The sequence below is a fragment of the Neobacillus citreus genome, assembly GCF_018343545.2.
Taxonomy (GTDB): Bacteria; Bacillota; Bacilli; order Bacillales; family Cytobacillaceae; genus Neobacillus; species Neobacillus citreus.
Genome location: NZ_JAGYPE020000011.1, coordinates 39,561 through 46,531 on the forward strand (window position 1 = coordinate 39,561; position 6,971 = coordinate 46,531).

The window sequence follows — 6,971 nt, forward strand, 5'->3', positions numbered from 1 at the left end:
AACCAGGTGCTGGACCTGGTTCATTTTTATTAATATTCCCCATCGAATGGAGTAAACGGAAAGTTAAATCTTCTTTCAACAGCACGCAGGCGTTGATTTACACGCTGCAGGCGGCGCGAGAGCTGGTTAACTTCACGGGAAAGCCGCTCGATTTCCTGCTGCTGGCGATTATTTTCCCTTTCGAGTTGGTTTACCCTGCGCTCAAGCTGCTGCGGCTGTCTATTCGGATCGAACTGAGCATGGGTTCCTTGCGGGAGAATTTGCGGGACATAGGTATTATAGTCCATTTGCGATTGCGGGCTATGATAATAACCGTATGGATTCATTGGGCTACACTCCTTTATTTATGTGCATGTGATATACAATATGTAGGTATTCGTGGAGGAGCAACGGCTAATACCCAGGGAAAATCCTTTTGAATATTTTAAAAAATGAGCTAAATGAATTAGGAATGTGTAAGATTTCAAAAAACTATATATATAATATTATTTTAACTTATTAATATAGTAATAAATTAAAATCTACGAATAGATAAACAATGTTAGGTATAAAAATTTATTATCCCAATATTATAAAGATTTTTGATAAACTACTTTTAAAAATTTATTCAATAGTGTATATTCAAAATATTATCAGAATTAAAAAAATTGATTTTATAAAAAAATATAGGAGGTCCAAAATGAAGAAATTTAAATTATTCACTACAATTTTGGTTGCTGCATTTGTGTTCATTCTCTCAGCATGTGGAACAAGCAAAACAAGCGGGGGCGAAGAGAGCAAGGATAAGACGTTACGAGTCGTTACGGATGCCGCATATGCCCCGTTCGAGTACCAAGATAAAGGGGAAGTGGTCGGATTTGATATCGACTTCATTAACGCTGTTGCAAAGCAAGCGGGCTACAAAGTAAAGGTTGAACATGTTGGCTGGGATCCATTATTCGTTGAAATTAAAGGGAAAACAGCAGACATTGGAATTTCTTCTATTACGATAAACGACAAACGTAAACAAACCTATGATTTCTCAGTACCTTACTTCTTATCTACTAATAAAATCATGATTCCAAAAGACAGCCCGATTAAAAGCGCAGAGGATTTAAAAGACAAGGTCGTAGCTGTACAGAATGGAACAACCGGTCAGGAAGCAGTTGAAAAGCTCCTTGGGGCAGAAAATAAAAATCTTAAAAAGTTTAAGGATAACAATCTGGCAATTATGGAGTTAAAAGGCGGCGGTGCGGACGCAGTTGTTGCTGATAACACTGTCATTGAAGAGTATGTAAAAAATAATCCGAAAGAAAATTTTGTCATCATAGAAGATGAAGCTGCCTTTGATAAAGAGTTTTACGGATTGTTGTTCCCTAAGGGGAGCAAGTTAAAAGCTGATTTTGATAAGGCTATTAAAGAAGTCATGGAAAACGGTGAATATGCGAAAATCTACAAGAAGTGGTTTAAGGTAGATCCGGACCTTACCGAAGTCAAAACACAACAAAAATAATCTTTAAAACTAGAATTGCGTAACTCTTACAAACTAGCAGTTACGCAATTTTTGTCTTAACAACATCACAGTTAAGCACAAGGTTTAAATAGGGGGATTCATGAATGGATATTCGTTGGGACATACTTGCTGAATATGCTCCATTTTTTGCAAAAGGAACATTACTTACCATTGGCCTCTCCATTGCCAGTATTTTAATAGGCACTGTCCTCGGACTATTTATTGGGCTGGGGAAAATGGTGCAGAATAAGTGGCTGGCTTTCCCGTTTAAGGCTTATATTACATTTTTCCGGGGCACGCCATTATTAGTACAGATTTTATTAATTCACTTTGGACTTATTCCACTCATTATAGGTGAAACAAATGGCATTATCGCTGGTATTACAGCTCTATCGTTAAATTCAGCAGCATATGTGGCAGAAATTTTCCGCGCCGGTATTCAATCAATTGATAAGGGCCAGATGGAAGCCGCCCGCTCGCTTGGGATGAATCATGTACAGGCAATGCGCTTCGTTATCCTGCCACAGGCTATTAAAAGGATGATTCCGCCGCTTGGAAACGAATTTATTGTCTTAATCAAGGATTCATCACTGGTAGCCATTATCGCTGTTAAAGAATTGATGTATTGGGGACAGGCAATGCAGGGGCAGTACTACCGTGCATGGGAACCATATATTACAGCAGCACTCATTTATTTGGTCTTAACTTTTTCACTCAGCTTATTGTTAAATCAACTTGAAAGAAGGTTGGCCACAGAATGATAGAAGTAAAGAGTCTGAAAAAAACATTTGGAACGAACGAGGTCCTGAAAGGAATTAACGTATCCGTAAAGCCTCAGGAGGTAGTAGTGGTCATTGGCCCCTCAGGATCTGGAAAATCCACCTTTCTGCGCTGTCTTAATCTGCTAGAAACGATTACAGACGGCCATGTTTGGATTGAAGGGACTGACATTACCGATAAGAAAACGGATATCAACGCGGTCCGTACTGAAGTGGGTATGGTGTTTCAACAATTTAACCTGTTCCCGCATAAAACGGTCATTGATAATATCATGCTGGCGCCACTTAAGGTAAGAAAAGTCCCAGCGGAAAAAGCCCGGGAAAAAGGCTTGGAACTTTTACGCAAAGTCGGGTTAGCGGAAAAGGCAGATGCCTATCCTGATTCGTTATCAGGCGGGCAAAAGCAGCGGGTCGCAATTGCGAGAGCACTGGCGATGGAACCGAAAATCATGTTGTTTGATGAGCCTACCTCTGCACTCGATCCGGAAATGGTTGGCGAGGTACTTGAAGTTATGAAGCAACTGGCCAAGGAAGGGATGACCATGGTGGTCGTGACCCACGAAATGGGCTTTGCCCGCGAGGTAGGTGACCGGGTGATTTTTATGGATGGTGGCTTTGTGGTCGAAGAAGGGGTACCGAAGGATATTTTTGAAAATCCTCAAGAAGAACGGACAAAGGCGTTTTTAAGTAAAATCCTATAGAAAACGGAAGGAGGCGGATTATGCCTCCCTTTTCTTTAGCTATCGCTATGCGCAAAAAGAAAAAACCTGTTAAAGCTCGAATACGTTTACAATTTGATCAGCTTTTATTCGATTTTGACATAGCTTAAATAATTGTGTTAAAAAGTCATCAACATCCGTTTCGGATACCGGGAAGGGAATTTGAACTGAAGTGGAACCGAACATCTGTTTAAAATAAGCTTTTCGTTGATCATTTTTTCCGTCCCGCTTAAAAGGTTTATAGCTCCACATAATATGAGGAATTCCGTCAATATCCTGAACCTGCCGTAATTCTGCCAAGGTAGTAGACTTGTCATAAGCATATATAACTAAGTAATAGATCCCCTTGCGGTGCCAATCAATAAATAGAAGGTAACAGCCTGTTTCAGTACTTGGCTTATTTACCTTAAAGGCAGCTAAGGTAGTCTTCCCATTCGTCCATTGGTGGAACTTGGGTAAGGTACCATTAACGGTTTCTAATTTCTTTATCTCATATTCAGTGGACCTTAAGTTTTCGATTTTTTTTGATAAAAATAATGCCTGCTCCCTTTCCATAATAGATTTCTCCTTTGGATTATTTGTCTTATTATACTTTTTGAGAAGGTAAATAAGGAAGGATGATCTAATTTTTATTTTTTAAAACAGAAAGAAGGTATGTTGTTTGTCTCGAAAATGAAATACAACTGATATAATTTACATAAAAACATTTGGTAAAATCGGTAAAAAGGGACTTATAAGCCACATAACCTTCGAATAGTATGAGGAATAATTATGCCTCTTTACCATATATACAATAGAGTGTTGGCAATTGGGGGGATAGAAATGACGTTAGAAGATCAGTTAAAGGATAAAACCTATTATAAAATGTTCATTAATGAACATGAGGATGAACACCCCATTAAGGTGCTGGGGGAAGCATTTCAGGAGGAAGCCCGAAAGGATCTCCCGGATTTAACACGGATAAGGTATGCCCAAGGGGAAGTATATTTTCATCATAAGGACTATGAAGCAGCTATTTTTAAATGGGAAAATATTATCAACGAGCTTGAACCGTGGGCCAGAAAAAATACCGCCGATGCCTATTATGAACTGGGCCTGTTGTCGGCGGCGGAAGATATATACACGGTGATTGAAACCGATAATTCTACATTGAATGCTGAGGTCGCGTTAAAGTTATTTGCTCTTTATATTGAACGCAGTAAAATTGATGCCGCTGTGGCGGTCATTAAAAGAACGGTGGCTGCTTATCCGGATTACCCAAATGTCACGAATGTGGCCCGCGCTTTTTTTGAAGAGCGGGAAGATTGGGATAATGCCATTGAACTAGCGGTAAACGAAGCAAAGCGGACAGAATCGCTTGAGTGGTTTGAAATTCTAAACACCTATGTGGAAAAAGGAGTGACACGGGCGCTGTCACCTAGCTATTTTTCCCATGCCTTATTTAGTTTATATGGCGTAAATAAGGAAAAATTTGAGCAGCTTGTTTCATCGTTATGGAACAGTTATATGAATGAAAATTCCTATCTGCTTTGGATTAAGGAAATCAATCAATTATTGTTGAATCTGGAGTTGGACCGCCAAGATCAATTGCGCGAGCTTTCGCGACTGCATAAAGATACGTATTTTCACTATATTGGCGGTAAGTACTACATTAAACAAATTGATGATTTTCTTCCGGACCTGCTGACAAACTGGGTGCGGCTAGCTGATGGCGGGAATGTTGTTGCTGCGGCAGCGGCTATTTTGTCCTGGAACGAACTATTTCCGGCAAGCCTCAGCGTCTCCATTGTGGAGGAGGCTGAACATTTAATCAGCAAGACAGAGTGTGACATGGATGAACTGGAAGAGTGCTTGTCGTTACTTGAAGCGATTATTAAATGGGCGGAAGTCAACGATATGGGGAAAAACAACCGTGTGAACTGGATTGTTGACCAGCTTGTTGACTTCGATACGCAGCATCTGTTTGTTACCGGACTCGTAGGCAGCGGAAAGTCTACCTTTATCAATACCATCTTCGGTGAGGACGTTCAGGACAGCCCTACTTCATCCGTTGTGATGTTTAAAAACGGCGGAGAAGTGGATATTACCGAAATAACTGACGGAGAGGTTAAGACACTTTCCGGATTTACAGACTTCCAAGAGCGCATGGACCGTCTTCGTAATGCGCTTGAGTCCATCATTGAATTTAAGCAGCCAACTCCTTTTTTACAGGAGAATAGTTTGGCTATAATTGATACACCAGGGTTAAAAGGGAACCAAAACGACCGTTTTGAGGTTTTGAAGTATTTAAACCTTGCTGACTCTGTTTTGTTTGTATTGGATGCGAATGCTCCGTTTACGGAAAAAGAGCGGGCGGTTGTGGCACAAATCCAAGGACTTGCCCCTGACCTGCCGATTCATTTTCTGTTGAATAAGCTGGACACAATTGTAAATGAACAGGATGCCATTAAGGTTTATGAGGAAACGAAGCATGCGATTCATTCTTATTTGCCTGATGCCAAGCTGTTAGGCTTTTCTTCACAATATGACCGTGTACAGCAGTTAAGCGATCTACAGGTGTTTATCGACTCAATTCGTAATACAAGAAACATAGCAGATAAACGTCTTGCTAAACTGTTATATTTTATTCGCGCGACGATTGCAGGTCTTTTGCAAAAGCGGCTTGACGTTGAAAATCGCTTAATTGAAACGGTTCATTGGAACGAGGAAATGAATATGAAGTTAAGTGGTGCTGTCCATCAATTGAATGATGAGGTATCGCAGAAAACAAAGTCAATCACCAAGCTGTACCGCTCTGTAAAGGAATCGATTGAGGCGGATATTTTTGAAGCTATTCCCAAAATGCTGTCAGAGTGCTCGAACTTGATCGAGGAGGACAGTAATTTCAGTACCATTCATTTGGACCTCAATCATGAGATGAACAACCGCATTCAGGATTATCTGGAGCAGCAGGTAATGCCGAATTACTATACAAGGCTTCAGGAATGGATTAAGGGCTGTCGGGAGGAATTTGACCAAGGGCAGGATTTATTAATTGAGCTCGGTGCAGGTTTCAATCAAATGTACGGCGAAGAGAGGCTTAGCCTTGAGTGTGATTTTAAGGTGCTTGATGATTGGCTCCGCGATATCGACCGAATGACAAGCCGATTCGTGCTTGATCCTGTCAATATTTTGCTGAAGCGGACTCCTTCGCAGTTCTTATTGAAAAGTGCCGGGAAGCTGTTTGGGGCCTTGTCGCAGAACAAAACGATGGTATATAACAAATACAAGTCCTTTGTGGAAAACGAGGATTATACAGAGGTTGCTGCACAGGTCTGCCGCCAGTTTTTCCAGCCGTTCGAGCTATTTGAAAAATCGTTGGAGAGGGATGTCTCTTGGTTTTTCAAGAGTCCACTAGGTGTCTTAAAATCTGCAGTGGAAGAAACGCGCGGAGAAGCGGCATCAAACCGCGAGATGCTGAACAAGTTGAACGCCAACCCGGAAATGTTCCGCGACCCGCTGACGCTGTTCGAGGTAAGGCTGCGCCAGTTCGAGTGGATGACAGTGGCCGGAAAAGGAATGCAGACGATATATTAATAGTTTTGTTGGGAGATGTCCAGTGGTGGGGGCATCTTCTTTTTTTAGTTGCTGGGGAATGAAGGACAAAATCGGGAGCCGGCAGAAGTGAAATGTCCTTGATAAGCCGGATGAAGGACAAAATCAGGTTCCGGGAGTAGCAAAATGTCCTTGATAAGCGGGATGAAGGACAAAATCAGGTACCGGCCGTAGTGAAATGTCCTTGATAAGCCGGATGAAGGACAAAATCAGGTGCCGGCAGAAGTGAAATGTCCCTGATAGGCTTGATGAAGGACAAAAATAGGTGTCGGCAGAAGTGAAATGTCCTTGATAAGCTAGATGAAGGACAAAATCAGGTTCCAGCAGTGGCGAAATGTCCTTGATAAGCCGGATGAAGGACAAAATCGGGAGCCGGCAGAAGTGAAA

The 6,971-nt window shown here is 41.4% G+C and carries 7 protein-coding genes; 4 read left to right on the forward strand and 3 right to left on the reverse strand.

The genetic code is table 11. The annotated features are described in order from the left end of the window. Positions 1-29 precede the first annotated feature (29 nt). A complete protein-coding gene (locus tag KHB02_RS08540; protein ID WP_213146498.1) occupies positions 30-326 on the reverse strand; it encodes a hypothetical protein in 297 nt (98 codons plus the stop codon). A 353-nt stretch (positions 327-679) separates the two neighbouring features. Here KHB02_RS08540 and KHB02_RS08545 point away from each other — a divergent pair, with 353 nt between their 5' ends. The 3 genes from KHB02_RS08545 to KHB02_RS08555 all read left to right on the forward strand — a co-directional run bounded on the left by KHB02_RS08545 (position 680) and on the right by KHB02_RS08555 (position 2,972). Next, the gene (locus KHB02_RS08545; RefSeq protein ID WP_213146499.1) at positions 680-1,492 is read left to right on the forward strand and encodes a basic amino acid ABC transporter substrate-binding protein; all 813 of its coding nucleotides are present in this window, start codon (positions 680-682) and stop codon (positions 1,490-1,492) included. A gap of 104 nt (positions 1,493-1,596) precedes the next feature. Next, positions 1,597-2,253: an amino acid ABC transporter permease gene (locus KHB02_RS08550; protein ID WP_213146500.1), complete on the forward strand. Its 657-nt coding sequence runs from the start codon at positions 1,597-1,599 to the stop codon at positions 2,251-2,253. After that, positions 2,250-2,972 carry an amino acid ABC transporter ATP-binding protein gene (locus KHB02_RS08555; RefSeq protein WP_213146501.1) on the forward strand — a complete coding sequence of 241 codons (723 nt, stop codon included), beginning with the start codon at positions 2,250-2,252 and terminating at the stop codon, positions 2,970-2,972. Before KHB02_RS08550 ends, KHB02_RS08555 begins: the two co-directional genes overlap by 4 nt. A gap of 69 nt (positions 2,973-3,041) precedes the next feature. On the opposite strand, the gene KHB02_RS08560 is transcribed toward KHB02_RS08555, so the two are convergent. Continuing rightward, complete coding sequence (locus tag KHB02_RS08560) at positions 3,042-3,545, reverse strand: hypothetical protein (protein ID WP_213146502.1); 504 nt, start codon at positions 3,543-3,545, stop codon at positions 3,042-3,044. Between the two features lie 267 nt (positions 3,546-3,812). Here KHB02_RS08560 and KHB02_RS08565 point away from each other — a divergent pair, with 267 nt between their 5' ends. Then, a complete protein-coding gene (locus KHB02_RS08565; protein ID WP_213146503.1) occupies positions 3,813-6,566 on the forward strand; it encodes a dynamin family protein in 2,754 nt (917 codons plus the stop codon). 123 nt (positions 6,567-6,689) lie between these two features. Here KHB02_RS08565 and KHB02_RS08570 read toward each other — a convergent pair. Continuing rightward, a partial coding sequence (locus tag KHB02_RS08570) for a hypothetical protein (RefSeq protein WP_241113783.1) occupies positions 6,690-6,971 on the reverse strand: 282 nt, incomplete at its 5' end.

What these genes read in the sequence shown, in the direction of transcription:
- KHB02_RS08540 (WP_213146498.1), bottom strand. Translation starts at nt 326, where the DNA reads ATGAATCCATACGGTTATTATCATAGCCCGCAATCGCAAATGGACTAT.
- KHB02_RS08555 (WP_213146501.1), top strand. Translation starts at nt 2,250, where the DNA reads ATGATAGAAGTAAAGAGTCTGAAAAAAACATTTGGAACGAACGAGGTC.
- KHB02_RS08550 (WP_213146500.1), top strand. Translation starts at nt 1,597, where the DNA reads ATGGATATTCGTTGGGACATACTTGCTGAATATGCTCCATTTTTTGCA.
- KHB02_RS08545 (WP_213146499.1), top strand. Translation starts at nt 680, where the DNA reads ATGAAGAAATTTAAATTATTCACTACAATTTTGGTTGCTGCATTTGTG.
- KHB02_RS08565 (WP_213146503.1), top strand. Translation starts at nt 3,813, where the DNA reads ATGACGTTAGAAGATCAGTTAAAGGATAAAACCTATTATAAAATGTTC.
- KHB02_RS08560 (WP_213146502.1), bottom strand. Translation starts at nt 3,545, where the DNA reads ATGGAAAGGGAGCAGGCATTATTTTTATCAAAAAAAATCGAAAACTTA.